General features: G+C 72.7%; 18 protein-coding genes and 1 riboswitch. Of the genes, 11 read left to right on the top strand and 7 right to left on the bottom strand.

Going from position 1 to position 17,539, the window contains the following annotated elements:
* Positions 1-11: 11 nt before the first annotated feature.
* Positions 12-1,160: an NAD(P)/FAD-dependent oxidoreductase gene (locus ACFV4P_RS11390; protein ID WP_380469949.1), complete on the bottom strand. Its 1,149-nt coding sequence runs from the start codon at positions 1,158-1,160 to the stop codon at positions 12-14.
* Positions 1,161-1,272: 112 nt separating this feature from the next.
* Positions 1,273-1,386: riboswitch (TPP riboswitch) on the top strand.
* Here ACFV4P_RS11390 and thiO point away from each other — a divergent pair.
* The 4 genes from thiO to pknB all read left to right on the top strand — a co-directional run bounded on the left by thiO (position 1,380) and on the right by pknB (position 5,341).
* Positions 1,380-2,525: a glycine oxidase ThiO gene (thiO, locus tag ACFV4P_RS11385; RefSeq protein WP_380469757.1), complete on the top strand. Its 1,146-nt coding sequence runs from the start codon at positions 1,380-1,382 to the stop codon at positions 2,523-2,525. Its footprint overlaps the riboswitch before it by 7 nt.
* Positions 2,522-2,731: a sulfur carrier protein ThiS gene (gene thiS, locus ACFV4P_RS11380; protein WP_380469754.1), complete on the top strand. Its 210-nt coding sequence runs from the start codon at positions 2,522-2,524 to the stop codon at positions 2,729-2,731. The genes thiO and thiS overlap by 4 nt, the downstream gene beginning before the upstream one ends.
* 1 nt (position 2,732) lies before the next feature.
* On the top strand, positions 2,733-3,524 hold the full coding sequence (locus ACFV4P_RS11375) for a thiazole synthase (RefSeq protein WP_380469752.1): 792 nt from the start codon (positions 2,733-2,735) through the stop codon (positions 3,522-3,524).
* A gap of 80 nt (positions 3,525-3,604) precedes the next feature.
* Entirely contained in the window at positions 3,605-5,341 is a 1,737-nt protein-coding gene (gene pknB, locus ACFV4P_RS11370; protein ID WP_380469947.1) for a Stk1 family PASTA domain-containing Ser/Thr kinase, read from the top strand.
* A 4-nt stretch (positions 5,342-5,345) separates the two neighbouring features.
* Here pknB and ACFV4P_RS11365 read toward each other — a convergent pair whose 3' ends face one another.
* On the bottom strand, positions 5,346-5,972 hold the full coding sequence (locus ACFV4P_RS11365; protein ID WP_380469751.1) for a sulfite oxidase-like oxidoreductase: 627 nt from the start codon (positions 5,970-5,972) through the stop codon (positions 5,346-5,348).
* Between the two features lie 287 nt (positions 5,973-6,259).
* On the opposite strand from ACFV4P_RS11365, the gene bfr reads away from it, so the two are divergent.
* Positions 6,260-6,739: a bacterioferritin gene (gene bfr / locus ACFV4P_RS11360; protein WP_380469748.1), complete on the top strand. Its 480-nt coding sequence runs from the start codon at positions 6,260-6,262 to the stop codon at positions 6,737-6,739.
* A 33-nt stretch (positions 6,740-6,772) separates the two neighbouring features.
* On the opposite strand, the gene ACFV4P_RS11355 is transcribed toward bfr, so the two are convergent.
* Both ACFV4P_RS11355 and ACFV4P_RS11350 read right to left on the bottom strand, forming a co-directional pair.
* Complete coding sequence (locus ACFV4P_RS11355) at positions 6,773-7,006, bottom strand: bacterioferritin-associated ferredoxin (protein ID WP_073811834.1); 234 nt, start codon at positions 7,004-7,006, stop codon at positions 6,773-6,775.
* Between the two features lie 129 nt (positions 7,007-7,135).
* Positions 7,136-8,467 carry a class II 3-deoxy-7-phosphoheptulonate synthase gene (locus tag ACFV4P_RS11350; protein ID WP_073811835.1) on the bottom strand — a complete coding sequence of 444 codons (1,332 nt, stop codon included), beginning with the start codon at positions 8,465-8,467 and terminating at the stop codon, positions 7,136-7,138.
* A 300-nt stretch (positions 8,468-8,767) separates the two neighbouring features.
* On the opposite strand from ACFV4P_RS11350, the gene ACFV4P_RS11345 reads away from it, so the two are divergent.
* The 5 genes from ACFV4P_RS11345 (at position 8,768) to ACFV4P_RS11325 (ending at position 13,902) form a co-directional block, all read left to right on the top strand.
* Positions 8,768-10,705 (top strand): anthranilate synthase family protein, encoded by a 1,938-nt coding sequence (locus ACFV4P_RS11345; protein ID WP_380469745.1) that lies wholly within the window; start codon positions 8,768-8,770, stop codon positions 10,703-10,705.
* A 99-nt stretch (positions 10,706-10,804) separates the two neighbouring features.
* Positions 10,805-11,155, top strand: coding sequence for a CU044_2847 family protein (locus ACFV4P_RS11340; RefSeq protein ID WP_073811838.1), 351 nt, complete (start codon positions 10,805-10,807; stop codon positions 11,153-11,155).
* The gene (locus tag ACFV4P_RS11335) at positions 11,152-12,045 is read left to right on the top strand and encodes a trypsin-like peptidase domain-containing protein (RefSeq protein ID WP_380469743.1); all 894 of its coding nucleotides are present in this window, start codon (positions 11,152-11,154) and stop codon (positions 12,043-12,045) included. Before ACFV4P_RS11340 ends, ACFV4P_RS11335 begins: the two co-directional genes overlap by 4 nt.
* A gap of 33 nt (positions 12,046-12,078) precedes the next feature.
* Positions 12,079-13,011 carry a hypothetical protein gene (locus ACFV4P_RS11330; RefSeq protein WP_380469741.1) on the top strand — a complete coding sequence of 311 codons (933 nt, stop codon included), beginning with the start codon at positions 12,079-12,081 and terminating at the stop codon, positions 13,009-13,011.
* Positions 13,012-13,044: 33 nt separating this feature from the next.
* On the top strand, positions 13,045-13,902 hold the full coding sequence (locus ACFV4P_RS11325; RefSeq protein ID WP_380469739.1) for a substrate-binding periplasmic protein: 858 nt from the start codon (positions 13,045-13,047) through the stop codon (positions 13,900-13,902).
* Here ACFV4P_RS11325 and ACFV4P_RS11320 read toward each other — a convergent pair.
* From ACFV4P_RS11320 to ACFV4P_RS11310, 3 genes are all read right to left on the bottom strand, one after another.
* On the bottom strand, positions 13,899-14,567 hold the full coding sequence (locus ACFV4P_RS11320; protein ID WP_073811845.1) for a response regulator transcription factor: 669 nt from the start codon (positions 14,565-14,567) through the stop codon (positions 13,899-13,901). The genes ACFV4P_RS11325 and ACFV4P_RS11320 overlap by 4 nt on opposite strands.
* Positions 14,560-15,669 (bottom strand): MacS family sensor histidine kinase, encoded by a 1,110-nt coding sequence (gene macS / locus ACFV4P_RS11315; RefSeq protein WP_380469945.1) that lies wholly within the window; start codon positions 15,667-15,669, stop codon positions 14,560-14,562. Before macS ends, ACFV4P_RS11320 begins: the two co-directional genes overlap by 8 nt.
* A gap of 90 nt (positions 15,670-15,759) precedes the next feature.
* Positions 15,760-16,575 (bottom strand): lysophospholipid acyltransferase family protein, encoded by an 816-nt coding sequence (locus tag ACFV4P_RS11310; protein WP_380469943.1) that lies wholly within the window; start codon positions 16,573-16,575, stop codon positions 15,760-15,762.
* Between the two features lie 179 nt (positions 16,576-16,754).
* Here ACFV4P_RS11310 and ACFV4P_RS11305 point away from each other — a divergent pair, with 179 nt between their 5' ends.
* Entirely contained in the window at positions 16,755-17,534 is a 780-nt protein-coding gene (locus ACFV4P_RS11305; protein WP_380469737.1) for an alpha/beta hydrolase, read from the top strand.
* Positions 17,535-17,539: the final 5 nt, after the last annotated feature.

Here is a 17,539-nt window from a genome sequence, read left to right as displayed (position 1 = left end):
CTACCCACCCGTTACCTGACGGCCGCCTTCAGCTGGACGGCGGGGTCGGCGGCGAGCGCGGGATCGAGCACGGCGCCGCGTTCGATCAGGCGGCGGCCCTGCGCCAGGTCGCGCGGTCGGTCCACGGCGAGCAGCGCGACGAGGACGCCGTCGCGCAGCCACAGCACCGACCAGTCGCGCCCGGACGGGGAGCCGCGCCACAGCAGGTGGTCGGCCCCGGCGTGCCGGCCCGCGTACTGCACCATGCGGTCGAACTGCTCGGACCAGAAGTACGGGACGGGGTCGTAGGGCGCGTCCAGGGTGCCGAGCACGGACGCGGCGACCGTGCCGCCGGAGTGCAGCGCGTGGTCCCAGTGCTGGACGGCCAGCCGGGTGCCGAACCGGGCGGACGGGTAGGAGACGCAGTCGCCGGCCGCCCAGACGCCGGGCAGCACGGTACGCAGCCGGTCGTCGACCGGGACGGTGCCGTCGGGGTCGAGGGCGAGCGGGCTGTCGGCGAGCCAGCCGGTGGCGGGGCGGGCGCCGATGCCGACCACCACCTCGTCCGCGGGCAGGTGGGTGCCGTCGGCGAGCAGCACCCCGCCGTCGGCGGCCCCGGCGACGCCGACGCCGCAGCGCAGTTCGACGCCCGCGGCGGCGTACCACTCGGCCATCAGCGCGCCGAGTTCGGCGGGCAGCGCCCCGGCGAGCGGGGTGGCGGCGGCCTCCACCACGGTGACGTGGCAGCCGAGGGCGCGGGCGACGGTGGCGGTCTCGGCGCCGATCCAGCCCGCGCCGACCAGCACGATCCGCCTGCCGGGGGTGAGTGCGGCGCGCAGCGCGTGCGCGTCGTCGACGGTGCGCAGGGTGCGGGCGCCGGGCAGGCCGGGGAGGGTGCGCGGGTCGGCGCCGGTGGCGATCACCAGGGCGCTGTACGGGAGTTCGCCGCCATCCGTGTGCAGCACGCCGGCGGTCAGGCCGGTGGCGCGGCGGCCGGTGAGCAGTTCGACGCCGAGGTCGGCCCAGTCGAGTTCGAAGGCGGTGGCGTCGGCCTTGCCGAGCAGGACGTCCTTGGACAGCGGCGGCCGGTCGTACGGCAGGTGGAGTTCCTCGCCGACCAGGGTGATCGCGCCCTGCCAGCCTCCCTGCCGCAGGTTCAGGGCGGCCTGTGCGCCCGCCATGCCCGCCCCGACCACGACGACCCGGTCCGTTGCCCTCAGCTCAGCCACGGCCCCACCCTAACCGCCCGCATGCCCCTGTGGGCGGGGGTCGGCCCGGCGTTAAAGTGGAGGCACTGACTATCACGGGAGCCCGGCGCACCGGGCTGAGAGGCGGGCTGTGGCGGCCCGCGACCGTCCGAACCTGATCCGGGTCATGCCGGCGAAGGGAGAAGAGGCGTGGTGGCACATTCCGACGTGCTGGTGATCGGCGGGGGCATCATCGGCCTCGGCGTCGCCTGGCGCACCGCGCAACGCGGGCTGCGCGTCGCGGTGGTGGACCCGTCGCCGGGCGGCGGCGCGGCCCGGGTGGCCGCGGGGATGCTCGCGCCGGTCACCGAACTCCAGTACGGCGAGGAGCCGTTGCTGCGCCTGGGCATGGCGTCCAACGAGCGCTACGGCGCGTTCGCCGCCGAGCTGACCGAACTCACCGGCCTGGACACCGGCTACCGCCGCACCGGCACGCTGGCCGTCGCGCTGGACTCCGACGACCGCGAGGAACTGCGCGAACTGCACGCCTTCCACGGCCGGTTGGGCCTGGCCTCGGAGTGGCTGACCGGCCGGGAGTGCCGACGGCTGGAGCCGATGCTGGCGCCCGGGGTGCGCGGCGGCCTGCACGTCGCCGAGGACCACCAGGTGGACGGCCGCCGGCTGGCCACCGCGCTGGTCGCGGCGTGCAAGCTGCTGGGCGTCGCCTTCCACCGCACCCAGGCCGCCGAACTGTTGATCGACGGCGAACGTGCCACCGGCGTACGGCTGTTGACCGGCGAGCACCTGACGGCCGGCCGGACGGTGCTGGCGGCGGGCTCCCGCTCCCACCTGCTGCCGGGCCTGCCGGACGGGGTGCTGCCGGCGATCCGCCCGGTCAAGGGGCAGGTGCTCCGGCTGCGCATCCCCGAGCTGTACGCGCCGTTCCTGTCCCGCAACGTGCGCGCCGTGGTGCGCGGCCGGCACCTGTACCTGGTGCCGCGCGCCGACGGCGAGTTGGTGATCGGCGCGACCACCGAGGAGATGGGGCACGACACCACCGTCACCGCGGGCGGCGTCTACGAGCTGCTCCGCGACGCGCACGAACTCGTCCCCGGCATCACCGAGTTGCCGCTGGTGGAGACCAACGCGGGCCTGCGGCCCGGCTCCCCCGACAACGCGCCGCTGCTCGGCCCGACCGCGCTGGACGGCCTGGCCGCCGCCACCGGGCACCACCGCAACGGCGTGCTGCTCACCCCGGTCACCGCCGACCTGCTCGCCGACTACCTGGCCACCGGCGAACTCCCCGCGCTGGCCGCCGACTTCACCCCCGACCGCTTCCGCACCGAGGTGCCCGCATGAACACCGTCGCCCTGACCGTCAACGGCGAACCCCGCACACTGCCCGAGGCCACCACCCTGGACGTGGTGGTCGCCGAGGTCTCCGCCGCCAACACCGGCGTCGCCGCCGCCGTCAACGAGGCCGTGGTGCCGCGCAGTTCGTGGGCCGACACGGCGCTGCGGGCGGGCGACCGGGTGGAGATCCTCACCGCCGTGCAGGGAGGCTGAGATGGCCGACGACCTGCTCACCATCGGTGACACGACCTTCACCTCCCGCCTGATCATGGGCACCGGCGGCGCGCCCAGCCTGGAGGTGCTGGAGCAGGCGCTGCGCGTCTCCGGCACCGAGCTGACCACGGTCGCGATGCGTCGGGTCAACACCGCCACCCAGGGCTCGGTGCTGGAGGTGCTGGCCCGCAACGGCATCCGGATCCTGCCGAACACGGCCGGCTGCTACACCGCCGGCGAGGCCGTGCTGACCGCCCGGCTGGCCCGCGAGGCGCTCGGCACGAACTGGGTGAAGCTGGAGGTCATCGCCGACGAGCGCACCCTGCTGCCCGACCCGATCGAACTCCTGGACGCCGCCGAGACCCTGGTCGACGACGGCTTCACGGTGCTGCCGTACACCAACGACGACCCGGTGCTGGCCCGCAAGCTGGAGGACGTCGGCTGCGCGGCGATCATGCCGCTGGGCTCGCCGATCGGCTCCGGCCTGGGCATCCGCAATCCGCACAACTTCCAGCTGATCGTGGAGTCCGCGAACGTCCCGGTGGTCCTCGACGCGGGCGCCGGCACCGCCAGCGACGTCGCCCTGGCGATGGAGCTCGGCTGCTCCGCCGTCATGCTGGCCTCGGCCGTGACCCGCGCCCAGGACCCGGTGCTGATGGCCGACGCGATGCGCCGCGCCGTCGAGGCCGGCCGCCTCGCCCACCGGGCCGGCCGCATCCCGCGCCGCTACTACGCCGAGGCGTCCTCCCCGACCACCGGCCTCGCCGACACCCGCGAGCGCCCGGCGTTCTGACGGCACGCGCCCGTTCCGACGGCACGCGCCCGGCAGGTGGTCCAGCCCTGCCGGGCGCTGACTAGACTCCTCGGGTGGACATGACGCTGAACGACCCCTTGATCGGTGCGCTGCTCGACGGGCGCTACCGGGTCGAGCAGCGGATCGCCGTCGGCGGCATGGCGACGGTCTACCGCGGCACCGACACCCGCCTCGACCGGACCGTCGCGCTGAAGGTGATGCACCCTTCGCTGGCGGGCGACGCCGACTTCACGGCGCGGTTCATCCGCGAGGCGAAGGCGGTGGCCCGGCTCGCGCACCCCAACGTGGTCAACGTGCTGGACCAGGGCGCGGATCCGCGCGCGGTGTTCATGGCGATGGAGTACGTCCCCGGCCGCACCCTGCGCGACCTGCTGCGCGACCGCGGCGCGCTCTCGGTGCGGGCCGCGCTGGACGTCCTGGAGCCGGTGCTGGCGGCGCTCGGCGCGGCGCACCGCGCGGGGCTGGTGCACCGGGACGTGAAGCCGGAGAACGTGCTGATCACCGACAACGGCCTGGTGAAGGTCGCGGACTTCGGCCTGGTCCGGATCATGGGCGCCGCCGACCAGAACGCCACCGCCACCACCGAGGCGGGCCAACTGCTGGGCACCGTCTCGTACTTGGCCCCGGAGCAGATCAGCCAGGACGCGCCCACGGACCAGCGGGTGGACGTCTACGCGGCGGGCATCCTGCTGTACGAGATGCTGACCGGCGCCAAGCCGCACACCGGCGAGAACGCCGCCCAGGTGATGTACCGCCACCTGCACGAGGACGTCCCCGCGCCGTCGCGGATCGCCCCCGCCGTGGGCCCGGAGCTGGACGCGCTGGTCGCCGCCGCGACCGCCCGCGACCCGCAGGCCCGCCCGTGGGACGCGGTGGAGCTGCTGGCCACGGTGCAGCGGGTGCGCCGGGCGCTGCCGGACGGGCAGTTGGACGCGGAGCCGCCGGCGTCCGGCCGGCCCACCCCGCAGTTCAACCCGGGCGAGGAGACCGCGGTGATCAGCGCCCCGCCGGGCCTGGAACGCACCAGCGTGCTGGACGTCCCGCCGGACCTGCTGCCGCCGGTGCGCCCGGTGAACGAGGACCTCCCCGCGCGCCGCCGCCGCACCGCCCGTCGGCGCAGCGGCACCACCAAGCCGCTGATCTGGTCGGCGGTGGTGCTCGCGGTGGTGCTGCTGGTCGGCGGCGTGACGTACACGCTGTCCAGCGCGGTGTACGCGACGGTGCCGAGCGTGCTGGGCCAGAACCAGCAGCAGGCCGTGACGATCCTGGACAAGCAGGGCCTGCACGGCACGTACACCCAGCAGTTCAGCGAGTCGGTGCAGGCCGGCCAGGTGATCTCCACCGACCCGGGGGTCGGCGCCAAGGTCCGCAAGAGCGACGCGGTGAAGGTGGTCGTCTCGCGCGGCCCGGAGCGGGTGCCGGTACCGGAGTTGACGAACCGCCCGCTGGCCGAGGCCGGCAAGGCGCTGACCGATGCCCGGCTGACGGCGGGCACCACCACCGAGCAGTTCAGCGACACGGTCCCGAAGGGCGCGGTGATCTCCGCCGACCCGGCGCCCGGCACGACGCTGTCCCCGAACTCGCCGGTGGCGCTGACGGTCTCCAAGGGCATGCACCCGGTGCCGGACGTCGTCGGGATGTCCAAGGACGACGCGGTGAAGGCCCTGCAGGACGCCGGGTTCACCCCGCAGATCGCCGGCCTGCTGCCGCTCGGCAAGGCCACCGGGCAGTCCCCGGCGGCGGGCACGCCGCGCCCGCAGGGGTCGACGGTGACCGTCACCATCAGCCTGTTCTAGGGCTTCACCGCGGCGGGCCGTCGCCCTCCTGCTCCTGGTAGGAGTAGCGCTGCTGCTGCCAGGGGTCGGCCCGGTTGTGGTAGCCGCGTTCCTCCCAGAAGCCGCGCCGGTCGGCCCGCATGTACTCGACGGCGCGCACCCACTTGGGGCCCTTCCAGGCGTACAGGTGCGGCACCACCAGGCGGACCGGGAAGCCGTGTTCGGCGGTGAGCGGCTGCCCGTCGTGGTGGGTGGCGAACACCGTCGACGGGTCGGCGAAGTCGGCGAGCGGCAGGTTGGCGCTGTAGCCGTACTCGGCCCACACCATGACGTGGGTGACGGTCGGGTCGGGCGGCACCAGGTCGAGCACCGTCCGGGCGGCGACGCCGCTCCACTCGTTGTCGAGCATGGAGAACTTGGTGACGCAGTGGAAGTCGCCGCGGACGGTGGTCCTGGGCAGTGCGTGGAAGGCCGCGAAGTCCCAGCTGGTCTTCTCCGCGCCGGCGGTCGCCCCGAACACCTGGAAGTCCCAGCTGTGCGGCTTGAACCGGGGCACCGGCCCGTAGTGCAGCACCGGCCAGCCGCGCTGTCGGCGCTGGCCCGGCGGGAGCCTCGGGTCAGGCGGCGGCTGTTCCGATTGGTGCTGACCCATGGCTCCATGGTGACAGACGGCGTTCCGCGAACCGTGAGCGCCCCTTCCGGAACGCATTCCGACGGAGGGGGGCAACACGAGGGAATTACCCGCCGGGCGCTCCGGCCAGATACCCCCGAACAGTCCAATCCGTCCGGCATCCGTGCAGGTCAGAAAATTCTCTGGCCTGGAGAAACGTCGACCACCGACCGTTCGGTAAGCGTGAACTTACTGGAAGTGACCCCGCCCGGCTGCCACGATGCGGGCAACCCGGCACCGGCCGGAATGACGAGTCAGGAAGGCAGGCCATGCAGGGCGACCCCGAAGTCATCGAGTTCCTCAACGAGCAGCTGACGGCCGAGCTCACCGCGATCAATCAGTACTTCCTGCACGCGAAAATGCAGGAGAACAACGGCTGGACCAAGCTCGCGAAATACACCCGGCACGAGTCCTTCGACGAGATGAAGCACGCCGAGACGCTGACCGACCGGATCCTGTTCCTGGAGGGCCTGCCGAACTACCAGCGGCTGTTCCACGTCCGGATCGGGCAGACCGTCACGGAGATGTTCCAGGCCGACCGGCAGATCGAGGTGGAGGCGATCGACCGCCTCAAGCGCGGGATCGTGGTGATGCGCGCCAAGAACGACGTCACCTCGGCGAACATCTTCGAGGACATCCTCGCCGACGAGGAACACCACATCGACTACCTGGACACCCAGCTGGAGCTGATCGACAAGCTCAGCGAGGCGCTCTACCTCGCGCAGGTGATCGAGCAGCCGGAGACCTGAGCGGCCGGAGACCTGAGCCGCCGGGAGGAGAGCCTAGGCGGCCTGCGGGGAGGCCGGTTCGGCCAGGCCCAGCCGCCGGGCCAGCCGGGCGGTGGGGCAGGGGCGGGCGCCGTGCTCGCCGAGCAGCGCCTGGATCCGCCGGACGCAGGAGCCGCAGTCGGTGCCGGCCTTGCAGCCCCGGGCTATCTGGCGCGGGGTGGTGGCGCCCTCGTCGATCTCCTGCTTGACCCGGGCCTCGGTGACCGCGTGGCACATGCACACGTACATGCACGGCCCCTTCCAGCTCGGCTTCCTTTACTGAGCCTTACCTTACCTGGTGGTGCGAGTACGAAGAAGGCCCCTCCGCCTTCGGAACACCGAAAACGGAGGGGCCTTCGTCACACCGGCCGGTCGGCCCTACTGGCCGCGGTACATCTCGGCGACCAGGAACGCCAGGTCCAGCGACTGGCTGCGGTTGAGCCGCGGGTCGCAGGCGGTCTCGTAGCGCTGGTGCAGGTCGTCGACCAGCACCTCGTCGCCGCCGCCGACGCACTCGGTGACGTCGTCGCCGGTCAGCTCCACGTGGATGCCGCCCGGGTGGGTGCCGAGCGCGCGGTGCACCTCGAAGAAGCCCTTGACCTCGTCGAGCACGTCGTCGAACTTGCGGGTCTTGTGACCGCTGGACGCCTCGTAGGTGTTGCCGTGCATCGGGTCGCTGATCCACACCACCTGGGCGCCGGACGCGGTGACCTTCTCCACCAGGGTGGGCAGGTGGTCGCGGATCTTGCCCGCGCCCATCCGGGTGATGAAGGTGAGCCGGCCGGGCTCGCGGTCCGGGTCCAGCTTGTCGATCAGCGTGAGCGCCTCGTCGACCGAGGTGGTCGGGCCGAGCTTCACACCGATCGGGTTGCGGATCTTCGACGCGAACTCGATGTGCGCGTGGTCGAGTTGACGGGTGCGCTCGCCGATCCAGACCATGTGGCCGGAGACGTCGTACAGCTCGCCGGTGCGCGAGTCGGTGCGGGTCAGCGCCGTCTCGTAGTCCAGGATCAGCGCCTCGTGCGAGGAGAAGAACTCGACCGTCTTGAACTCCTCCGGGGCCACCCCGCAGGCGTTCATGAAGGCCAGCGCCTGGTCGATCTCCCGGGCCAGCTGCTCGTAGCGCTGACCGGCCGGGGAGTTGCGCACGAAGTCCTGGTTCCAGGCGTGCACCTGGCGCAGGTCGGCGTAGCCGCCGGTGGTGAAGGCGCGCACCAGGTTCAGCGTCGAGGCGGACGCGTTGTACATCCGCTTCAGGCGCTCCGGGTCCGGGATCCGGGACTCCGGGGTGAACTCGAAGCCGTTCACCGAGTCGCCGCGGTAGACCGGCAGGGTCACGCCGTCGCGGGTCTCGGTGTTCTTCGAGCGCGGCTTGGAGTACTGGCCGGCGATCCGGCCGACCTTCACCACCGGCACCGAGGCCGCGTAGGTGAGCACCGCCGCCATCTGGAGCAGGGTCTTGAGCTTGTTGCGGATGTGGTCGGCCGACACGCCGTCGAAGGCCTCGGCGCAGTCACCGCCCTGCAGCAGGAACGCCTCACCACGCGCGACGGCGCCGAGCCGGGCGCGCAGCTGGTCGCACTCGCCGGCGAAGACGAGCGGCGGATAGGAGGCAAGCTCCGCAAGGGTATTGCGCAGAGCCTCTTGGTCCGGCCATTCAGGCTGCTGCGCCGCGGGCAGGGACTGCCAGGAGTGGTTAGTCACGGTCACAAGGGCAAGGCTACGGGGTGCTCGGCGCAGCTCGGTGACGCCGCCCGGTGGGTGAGACAGCTCGTGGACATCCTCCCGGCGCCCTCCGCGGTGGGCTATGGTCTGCTGCATGACCGCGACGCACACCTCTTCCTGGTGGTGGGCCTGCCCGTTGGGCGGCCCACGGATCGCGCGTCCCCTGTAGACGAACGACGGCCGCCCTTCGGGGCGGCCGTCGACGTCTGTGTCCAGCGTCACGACCTTCCCGGAGGGCGGCGGCAGAGCCCGCACCAGCCACCTCCCGGAAGGATCACCGCAGCCGTGACCACCACCGCAGCCGACCTGCTCGCCCGGCTCACCGCGCCCGGCGCACCCGCCTTCGCCCTGCTGCACCGCCGCGCGCCCCGGCTCGCCCCCGACACCGTCGAGCTGCTGCTCGGCACCGTCTCCGAGCACGACACGCTGGCCGACCTCCCGGTGCGGCACGGCGTCCCCGCCGACGGCCCCCGGCACGACCTGCTGGCCCTCGTCCCCTACGCCCAGCTGCGCGAACGCGGCTTCGCCGCCCGCCAGGACGGCACCCCGCTGCGCGCCCTGGCCGTCGAGGAGCAGCACGCGCTGCCGCTGGCCGCGCTGCTGGCCGCGCTGCCGGACACGCCGGTGGAGCTGCGCGGCGGGGAGTTCGACATCGCGGACGAGGAGTACGCGGAGATCGTCCGGCGGGTGATCAAGGACGAGATCGGGCGCGGCGAGGGCGCCAACTTCGTCATCCGGCGCGACTTCCGGGCCGAGCTGGACGGCTTCTCCACCGCCACCGCGCTGACCCTGTTCCGCCGTCTGCTGGAGCACGAGCGCGGCGCGTACTGGACGTTCCTGGTGCACACCGGCGACCGGGTGCTGGTCGGCGCGTCCCCCGAGGTCCACGTCCGGCAGTCCGGCGGCACCGTGGTGATGAACCCGATCTCCGGCACCTACCGCTATCCGTCCACCGGGCCGACCGCCGATTCACTCCTCGAATTCCTGCGCGACCCCAAGGAGTTGGAGGAGCTCACCATGGTGGTCGACGAGGAGCTGAAGATGATGTGCGCGGTCGGCGACCTCGGCGGGCAGGTGCTCGGGCCGCGACTGAAGGAGATGGCGCACCTCGCGCACACCGAGTACGAGCTGCGCGGCCGCACCTCGCTGGACGTCCGGGACGTGCTGCGGGAGACCATGTTCGCGGCCACCGTCACCGGCAGCCCGGTGCAGAACGCCACCCGGGTCATCGACCGGTACGAGCGCGGCGGGCGCGGCTACTACTCGGGCGCGCTGGCGCTGATCGGGCGCTCCGCCGGCGGCGGCCAGCAACTGGACTCGCCGATCTGCATCCGGGCCGCCGACATCGACCCCGCCGACGGCTCGCTGGTCGTCCGGGTCGGCGCCACCCTGGTCCGGCACTCCGACCCGCACTCGGAGGTCGCCGAGACCCACGCCAAGGCCGCCGGCGTCCTCTCCGCGCTCGGCGCCCGCCCGGCCCGGCCGGCGAAGGCCGCCGCCGCCCGGCCCCGGCTCGGCGAGGACCACCGGGTGCAGGCCGCGCTCGGCGCCCGCCGGGCCGGACTCGCCCCGTTCTGGCTGCGGATGCAGCAGCCCGCCGAGCCCCGCCGGGGCGCGCACGCGCTGGTGGTGGACGCCGAGGACACCTTCACCGCGATGCTCGCCCACCTGCTGCGCTCGCTCGGCCACACCGTCACCGTGCTGCGCCATGACACGCCAGGCCTGCGCGAGCGGGCCGCCGCCCACCCCGGCCCGCTGATCCTCGGCCCCGGCCCCGGCGACCCCGCCGACCTCTCCGACCCGAAGATGGCGCTGCTGCGCCCGATCGTCGCCGACGCCCTCGCCGCGGCCCGGGACGGCTCCCGCACCGCGCCGCTGCTGGCGGTCTGCCTCAGCCACCAGCTGCTCGCCGCCGAGCTCGGCCTGCCGCCGGCCCGCAAGGCCGTCCCGTTCCAGGGCGCGCAGGAGCGCATCGACCTGTTCGGCACCCGCCGCACCGTCGGCTTCTACAACACCTTCACCGCCCGCTGCGACGACACCGCGGCGCAGCGGCTGGCCGCCGACGGCATCGAGGTGGCCCGCGACCCCCGCACCGACGACGTCCACGCCCTGCGCGGCCCGGGCTTCGCCGGGTTGCAGTTCCACCCCGAGTCGGTGCTGACCAGGGACGGCGTGGAGATCGTCGCGGAGTTGCTGCGCGCCGTCCCGGCCGTGCACGGCTGACCCATCCGCCCCACCCGTCACGAACCCCGAAAACGCGTAGTACGGAGCAGGGTTGACTGATATTCATATCCTGCTTCGCGAGCGGGAATGGAGGGGGACATGGCGCATTCGACGGAACACGACACGGTGGAGATCGTCCTCGACGACGGCACCGTCCTGCACGCGGCCGTCCGGGCCGGATCGGAGCCGGCGGCCGGGGACGCGGGGGCGGTCTCCAGGGCGGTGACGCACAGCCTCGGCGAGGTGCGGCGGACGGTCCGCGCGGTGGGCCGCTGGGCCCGCGACACCGCGCTCGACGCCGGCGACCCCGACTCCTTCGAGGTCGAGTTCGGCCTCAACCTGGGGCTGAAATCCGGTCAGTTGATCAGCGTACTGGCGGAGGCCTCCGGCGAGGCCAGCCTGGTCGTCAGACTGGGCTGGTCGCGGCCGGACGGCCAGCCCGCCGAGTGACGGCGCAGGGCGCACCGGCCGCCGCACTCTGGCTGGCCGGGCCGGAAGGCGAGTTCCTCGGCAGCGGCTTCCACCTCGGCGGCGGCCGGGTGGTCAGCTGCGCCCACGTGGTGGCCGGGCAGTCCGCGGTGACGGCCCACCACTCCGGTGCCGCACACCCGGCCCGGGTGATGCTGCTGGCCCCGCCCGAACGCCCGCCCGGCGCGGCCGTGCACCCTCCGCCGGACCTGGCGGTGCTGGCCGTCCCGGGCCTGGCGGGCGCACCGGCGGTACCGCTCGCCGACCGCGACGTCGCCAACGGCGCCGCCGTCCTGGTGCACGGCTTCGCGGAGAACACCCTGACCCGCGAGGTCGGCCCGGAATCGGCCCAGCTGACCGTGGCAGGCCCGTCCGGCATCGGCCTGCGCGTCCAACTGGGCTCGATCCCGTTCGGGTTGAGCGGGAGCATGGCGATCGACGGCCACGGCCGGGTGATCGGCGTCGTCAAGGCGACGGCCGACAGCCGCACCACGATGGGCGGCTGGCTGACCCCGCTGTCCGAGCTGCTGCCGCTGCTCGGCGAGCGGCCGCCCGCGCCGGAACAGCCGCCGTCGGTCACCGCCATGACCTGCGCCCGGCTGCTGGCCGAGCTGCCGCTGCTCCAGGACCCGCCGGCCCGTCTGGAGTTGATCCAGATGGTGAACGACCGACTCGACCCCGGAGCAGGGATCAAGGTCCCCTATCACGGGCATGCATTCCTGCACCTGCGCGGCATCGCCGCCGCCTGCCTGAACCACCGGGACCCGACCACCGCCCTGCACGCCCTCCTGGAGGGCGCGTTCGCCCTGTCCGGACCGCACCGGGCACTCGACGACCTCGGAAGACTGCTGCACATCGACCCGGAGGGGTGAGACATGGACCGCTGCACCAGGGAGACCCGGCACATGCTGCAGCGCATCCTGTCGGGCTGGCACGAACTGGCCCTGCCGCTGCCCGATCTGGAACAGCACCTCGCCGAACAGACCGACTACATCGTCCATGTGCACCACGCCGGCCTCCCGCAGTCCGCCAACCGGATCGCCAAGTACCTGGCCGAGGACCACGCCCAGCCCGCCGCCGCCATCGGCCACCTGTACGACTGGCTGACCGACACCATGGGCGCCCAACTGCGCGGCGACTGGGTGGCGTTCCTCGGCCGGGCGCAGGACGCCCGGGGGCTGACGACGGACCAGCGCGCCGACTTCGTGGCGATCGCCGAGGTGCTCTGCTTCCCGCCGCAGCCGCCGGAGCACGCCACCGGGCTGGAACTGCTCCGACTCGCCGAGCAGGCCCTGGCGGGCGGCACCCCCTCGCTGCTGCTGCTCGAACTCGACCGTGTCGAGGGTGTGTTGGGCCAGCAGGCCCGCGAGGCGGTGGAACGCTCGCGCGCCTACGTGGTGCGTGTCCCGCCCCTCCCGCACCGGCTCCGCACCCCGTTGGCGGTCGCCGGCGCGCTGCTGGCCACGGCCGGCGTGGTGGCGGCCGTCGTGCTGGTCAAGGCTCCCCCGCCGCTGCCGAGCCGTCCGGTGACCTGGTCACCGATCGTGGTGCACGAGGGCAGCATGTCTTCGGCGAAGGTGGACGTCCCGGCGGAGGCGCACCGGCTGGTGGCGCACATCCACCTGACCGATCCGTACCCGGGCACCGGCGGCTGCCCGGGCATGCGGGTCGCACTCGCCACCGACATGGGCCAGAGCACCGACTGGCAGAGCCCGGACGTACCGCTGTCCGTCGCCGTGACGCCCGGCCACAACCAACTGACCCTCACGCTTGCCCTCCAAGGCACCAAGGGCTGCGACCTGCGCATAGACACCCAGAGCGTCGACTTCGAACGATAGGAGGCCCTCGTGCCCTCGCCTCGCTCAGCCCTGATGTCAGCAGGGCTCCTCCTGCTGGCCACCACCCTGCTCGGCTGCGGCACCGACAAGAACTCGGCGGCCCCGTTCGACAGCATGCCGATCAAGGTCGGTTTCAAGGGCTACCGCCCGGGCATGTCGGACCTTCCCCGCAACAGTCCCTTCACCGGCTTCGAGCCGCACGTGGCACTGAAGGTCCTCCAGGAGGCGCTGGGCCGCGACTACACCTCGGTGACCGTAACCACCGCCGACTGGCAGGACGCCCTCGGCGACGGCCGGATCAACCACAACAAGGTGGACCTGGTGATCGCGGACATCTCCGAACAGGACGGGCTCAAAGGCAAGTACGACCTGGCCGGCCCGTACCTGCAGACCCCGCTCGGTGTGATGCTGAAGACCACGGACAAGACGGTGATCACCAAGGCGGAGGACCTCCGGCCGCTGTCCGTCTGCGTGCAGGAGAAGACCACCGCGTACGCCACCATGCAACTGAACGGCGGCACGCCACCCCTCACCGAGCCCGACCTGGACACCTGCAAGGACCGGCTCAACGACGGCACCGTGCAGGCGATCGTCGCCGACTACGTGGTGCTGCAGGGCATCGCCGTGAACTCCGGCACCGGCACTCAGCACGACTATCAGGTCCCCCGCAACGTCCACATCGGCAAGTCGCAGCAGCTGATGATGGTGCTGCCCAAGGGTCACCAGAAGGCCTGCGAGATGCTCCGCAAGGCGATCTCCGACTACCTCCAGGACATCGACTGGGCGGCCTCGCTGAAGCAGTACCTCCACCTCGACGAATTCACCGACAAGGAGATCATCGACATCTTCCGGCCCGTCACCACCTCCGTCGGCGACCGCTGCTCGGCCTAGCCCAGCTCCTCGTCCAGCCCCTGCTCGATCGCGTACCGCACCAGCTCGACCCGGTTGTGCAGTTGCAGCTTGCCGAGGGTGTTCTGCACGTGGTTCTGCACGGTGCGGTGCGAGAGCACCAGCCGGTCGGCGATCTGGCGGTAGGAGAGGCCCTTGGCGACCAGCCGCAGCACCTCGGTCTCCCGGGGGGTGAGCTGGGGGGCGGCCGGCCGGGCGGGGGTGCCGGGTTCGGTGGCGAGGCGGCGGAACTCGCCGAGGACCAGGCCGGCCAGGCCGGGGGTGAAGACCGGGTCGCCGACGGCGGTGCGGTGGACGGCGTCGATCAGCTCCTCGCGGCCGGCCGACTTCACCAGGTAGCCGGTCGCCCCGGACTTCACCGCCTCCAGGACGTCGGCGTGCTCGCCGCTCGCGGAGAGCACCAGCACCCGCACCGCCGGGTCGGCGGCCACCACCTGGCGGCACACCTCGACGCCGGGCAGCGCGGGCAGGTTGAGGTCGAGCACCACGACCTGCGGGGTGCTGGCCCGGGCCCGGCGCACCGCCTCCTCGCCGTCCCCGGCGGTGGCGACCACCGCGAACCCGGCCTCGGCCAGGTCCCGGGCCACCCCGTCGCGCCACATCGGGTGGTCGTCCACCACCATCACGCGCACCGGCTGATCAGTCATCGCCACCCCTCCGCGGCCATCGCAGTTCCACCTCGACGCCCTCCCCGGGCACCGAGTACAGCTCGGCGCTGCCGCCGAGATCCAGCATCCGTCCGCGGATCGACTGGGCCACGCCGAGCCGCCCGTCCTGCTGTGCCTGCGCCAGCCGGCCCGCCGGGAAGCCGGGGCCGTCGTCGCGCACAGAGACGGTGACGGCCTGCGGCTCGTCCTCCAGCAGGATCCAGGCCCGGGTGTGCTCCCCGGCGTGCACCCGGACGTTGTCCAGCGCCGCGGCGACCGCGGCGGACAGTTCGGCGGCCACCTGTGCGGGCAGCAGCACCGGCGTGGCGGGCGCGGCGACGGTGATCCGCTCGTCGGCGTGCCGGGAGATCAGCGGACGCAGGTCGGCCTCGCCGTCGCCGAGGGCCTCCGGTTGCTGGGTGCCCGTCATCAGGGCCCGCAGCGCCCGTTCCTGTTCCCCCGCCAGTCGGCCGAGCTCGGCGGCGTCGCCCTGCTGACGGTGCACCAGGGCGAGGACCTGAAGCACGCCGTCGTGGATGTCCCGGGACAGCCGTTCGCGTTCCCGGGTGGCGGCCTCCACCTGGAGGGCGCGGGTGAGCACCGCCTCGCTGGCCCGGGCCAGCTCGATGACGTAGCCGATGGCGCAGCCCGCGACCAGCAGCAGCACGATGTTGTGCAGGTTGTCGGGGCTGATCCCGCCGTGGCCGAGGATGTTGGCGGCGCCGATCACCGCCCCGGCGAACGCGGCGGGCCGCCAGCCGCCCTTGCCGGCGAAGCCGAGCACGGTTCCGGCCGCCCAGATGGTGGGCAGCGTGGGCGCGCCGGCGTGGACCCGGGCGGACGTGTCGATGAAGCCGCTCAGCACGATGCCGAACACCGCGAACAGCAGGTCGGTGCCGAGCACCGTCCAGGTGCAGCGCTTGGGGCCGGCGAACGCCCGGGTGCTGGCCAGCGTCCACAGGGTCAGCGCGCCCAGGTAGATCCAGCCGGACACCGGGTGCAGGAACTCCTGGTAGGCGGTGAGGAACCGCAGCACCGCGTAGCCGAGCGCCAGCACCCGGAAGTACCCCATGGCGCGCCACAGCGGCAGCTCCACCGACATCCCGCCGGCCACCACCGCCGCGGCCGGACCCGACCGCGGCACGACCTGTCTGTGTTCCTCCACGCCAAGCCCCCTGACGCTGACGGCCGGTCAGGCCCCGGCGTCCTTCTCCTGTCCCGCGGCCTTCTCCTGCTCGGCAGCCTGCTCGGCGGCCTGCTCGGCGGCCTTCTCGGCCTCCTCCGCAGCCTTGTCGGCCTTCTGCTGCGCCTTGCGGTCGGCCTCGGCGGCCTTCTTCTCCTCCGCGAGCTGCCGCTTGGCGGCGGTCGCGTAGATGTCCACGTACTCCTGGCCGGACAGCCGCATGATCTCGTACATCACCTCGTCGGTGACGGAGCGCAGGATGAACCGGTCGTTCTCCATGCCCTGGTAGCGGGAGAAGTCCAGCGGGCGGCCGATCCGGATGCCCGGGCGGACGCCGAAGTTGGGGATCACCTGGCCGGGCGGCTGCACCTTCTCGGTGTCGATCATCGCGACCGGGATCACCGGCGCGCCGGTGGCCAGCGCGACGCGGGCCAGGCCGCCGACCTTGCCGCGGTACAGCTTGCCGTCGGGCGAACGGGTGCCCTCCGGGTACACGCCGAACACCTCGCCGCGCTCGATCACCGCGATGCCGCTGCGGATCGCCGCCTCACCTGCGCCCCGGGCGCCCGAGCGGTCCACCGGCAGCTGGCCGACGCCCTTGAAGAACGCGGCGGTCAGCCGGCCCTTGATGCCGGGCGTGGTGAAGTACTCGGCCTTCGCGATGAACGTCACCCGCCGCTTGAGCAGCGCGGGCAGGAAGAACGAGTCCGAGAAGGACAGATGGTTGCTGGCGAGGATGGCCGGGCCTTCGTCCGGAATGTTCTCCTCGCCCTCCATCCACGGCCGGAAGAAGATCCGCAGCAGCGGCGCGACGATCATCTTCATCAGTCGGTAGAACAACCGGGGCCTCCTGTTGTGCGGACCGGACGATCCTAATGCTTGCGCCCGCGCGCCCGTGCACCGGCGACCCGTCCGGGGCCGCGATCGGGCCTCTGTACGGGGCAACCCGCCCGTGGGACGATCGGAACACCCTCACCTGTCCCACACCTCCAGGAGTCCTGCCGATGCCGCTGCTGCCGGGAGCCGAGCCGTACCGCCACGAGGGCGGTCCGATCGGTGTGCTGCTCGTCCACGGTTTCACCGGTTCCCCGCAGTCCATGCGGCCGTGGGCCGAACACCTGGCCGCCGCCGGACTCACCGTCAGCGCGCCGCTGCTGCCCGGCCACGGCACCCGCTGGCAGGACCTCCAGCCGACCCGCTGGGAGGACTGGTACGCCACCGCGGACGCCGCCCTCACCGAACTCGCCGGGCGCTGCGAACAGGTCTTCGTCTGCGCGCTGTCGATGGGCTGCTCGCTCACCCTCAAGCTCGCCGAGAACCACGGCGACCGGATCTCCGGACTGGTGCTCGTCAACCCGTCGGTGCGCTCCGACAACCCCGGGACGGTGCTTCTTCCGGTCCTGCGTCACCTGCTGCCCTCGCTGCCCGGCGTCGCCGGGGACATCGCCAAGCCCGGCGTGTCCGAGGTCGGCTACGACCGGGTGCCGCTGCACGCCGCCTGGTCGCTGGCCCGGCTGTGGAAGAGCGTCCAGGCGGGAATGCCCAAGGTGACCCAGCCCGTTCTGCTGTTGCACAGTCCGCAGGACCACGTGGTCTCGCCGAGCAACTCGGCCATGGTGCTCGCCCGGATATCCTCGACCGATGTGACGGAGCTGCTGCTCGACCGCAGCTTCCACGTGGCCACGCTGGACCACGACGCCGGTCTGATCTTCGGGGCGAGCCTCGACTTCGTCCGGCGGCTGGCCCCGGCAGCGGCGGTCGATGCCGGGAACCACTCGGGCTGAAAGGC

This window comes from Kitasatospora sp. NPDC059795 (genome assembly GCF_042732175.1).
Taxonomy (GTDB): domain Bacteria; phylum Actinomycetota; class Actinomycetes; order Streptomycetales; family Streptomycetaceae; genus Kitasatospora.
Note: the sequence above shows the minus strand (reverse complement) of the source record. Positions and strands in the feature narration are given on the sequence as shown.

Bases quoted from the DNA above. Each gene is read 5' to 3' on its own strand.
- ACFV4P_RS11365 (WP_380469751.1), bottom strand. From the start codon at position 5,972: ATGGGTCAGCACCAATCGGAACAGCCGCCGCCTGACCCGAGGCTCCCG.
- ACFV4P_RS11390 (WP_380469949.1), bottom strand. From the start codon at position 1,160: ATGGCGGGCGCACAGGCCGCCCTGAACCTGCGGCAGGGAGGCTGGCAG.
- ACFV4P_RS11375 (WP_380469752.1), top strand. From the start codon at position 2,733: ATGGCCGACGACCTGCTCACCATCGGTGACACGACCTTCACCTCCCGC.
- thiS (WP_380469754.1), top strand. From the start codon at position 2,522: ATGAACACCGTCGCCCTGACCGTCAACGGCGAACCCCGCACACTGCCC.
- ACFV4P_RS11325 (WP_380469739.1), top strand. From the start codon at position 13,045: ATGTCAGCAGGGCTCCTCCTGCTGGCCACCACCCTGCTCGGCTGCGGC.
- pknB (WP_380469947.1), top strand. From the start codon at position 3,605: ATGACGCTGAACGACCCCTTGATCGGTGCGCTGCTCGACGGGCGCTAC.
- macS (WP_380469945.1), bottom strand. From the start codon at position 15,669: ATGTCGGTGGAGCTGCCGCTGTGGCGCGCCATGGGGTACTTCCGGGTG.
- ACFV4P_RS11340 (WP_073811838.1), top strand. From the start codon at position 10,805: ATGGCGCATTCGACGGAACACGACACGGTGGAGATCGTCCTCGACGAC.
- ACFV4P_RS11330 (WP_380469741.1), top strand. From the start codon at position 12,079: ATGCTGCAGCGCATCCTGTCGGGCTGGCACGAACTGGCCCTGCCGCTG.
- ACFV4P_RS11310 (WP_380469943.1), bottom strand. From the start codon at position 16,575: ATGAAGATGATCGTCGCGCCGCTGCTGCGGATCTTCTTCCGGCCGTGG.
- ACFV4P_RS11355 (WP_073811834.1), bottom strand. From the start codon at position 7,006: ATGTACGTGTGCATGTGCCACGCGGTCACCGAGGCCCGGGTCAAGCAG.
- ACFV4P_RS11305 (WP_380469737.1), top strand. From the start codon at position 16,755: ATGCCGCTGCTGCCGGGAGCCGAGCCGTACCGCCACGAGGGCGGTCCG.
- ACFV4P_RS11320 (WP_073811845.1), bottom strand. From the start codon at position 14,567: ATGACTGATCAGCCGGTGCGCGTGATGGTGGTGGACGACCACCCGATG.
- bfr (WP_380469748.1), top strand. From the start codon at position 6,260: ATGCAGGGCGACCCCGAAGTCATCGAGTTCCTCAACGAGCAGCTGACG.